This is a genomic window from Microbacterium paludicola, from assembly GCF_015235415.1.
GTDB classification, from domain to species: Bacteria; Actinomycetota; Actinomycetes; order Actinomycetales; family Microbacteriaceae; genus Microbacterium; species Microbacterium paludicola.
On the sequence record NZ_JADGLL010000100.1, the window covers coordinates 1 to 857 of the forward strand.

1 protein-coding gene is annotated in these 857 nt (G+C 65.5%); it reads left to right on the plus strand.

Features of this window, described 5'->3' with window-relative positions; all coding sequences use genetic code 11:
* Positions 1-92: 92 nt before the first annotated feature.
* Positions 93-857 (plus strand): IS1/IS1595 family N-terminal zinc-binding domain-containing protein (locus IR155_RS15695; protein ID WP_194210360.1); only part of this gene is annotated, 765 nt, incomplete at its 3' end.

An 857-nucleotide genomic window follows, 5' to 3' on the forward strand; every position in this document is an offset into this window, starting at 1 on the left:
GGGTTATAGGCCAAAACGAGTGGATGGATGACTGATCCTGCCGCGTGATTACGCGGTGAAACGGGGTTCGTCATGGTCCGCGACCCTTAGTCGTGGACCTTCCGTCGAACACGACGACCTGTCTGGTATGCGGATCTCGGCTGATCAAGAACGGGCGGACCGCCGCGGGAACGCAACGATGGCGTTGCCCGGAGTGCGGTGCATCAGCGATCCGGCGACGCCCCGATGTGACGCGCCGCGAGCAGTTGAGGCAGTTCCTGGTCTGGGTCACCGGCAAGCTCTCCCAGACCGAGCTTCAAGGGGTCTCCGCTCGCTCGTTCCGACGCAAGACAGCGTGGTGCTGGGCCCTCGAACCGGTCTTCCCGCCCGTCGAGACGATCCACCACGCAATCATCGTTGACGGCATCTGGATCGACGACTGGTGCCTGCTGATCGCGCTCAGCGACACCGGCGACGTCCTCGGCTGGCAGTGGTCAGGCGGCGAATCCACCGCCGCCTGGGAGGCCCTCTTCTCGAAGATCCCGGCACCCGGTGTGATCGTCACCGACGGCGGCACAGGCATCCGCTCCGCCCTCGCCAACATCTGGCCCGAGACGCAGATCCAGCGCTGCATCTTCCACCTGCAGATGAACGTCACCCGCGAGCTGACGCGGAATCCGCGCCTCCCGGCCGGGCGCGCCCTGCGTCAGATCGCGTTGCAGCTGTCCGACGTCCACACCGTCGAGGACGCGATCACCTGGCGGCAGAACCTGGAGACCTGGTGGCAGGCATACGGGCACCTCACCAAGGAACGTTCCCTCTACGACAACGGCCAGTTCGGGTTCACCCACAAGCGGCTCCGCGACGCCTGGAAGATC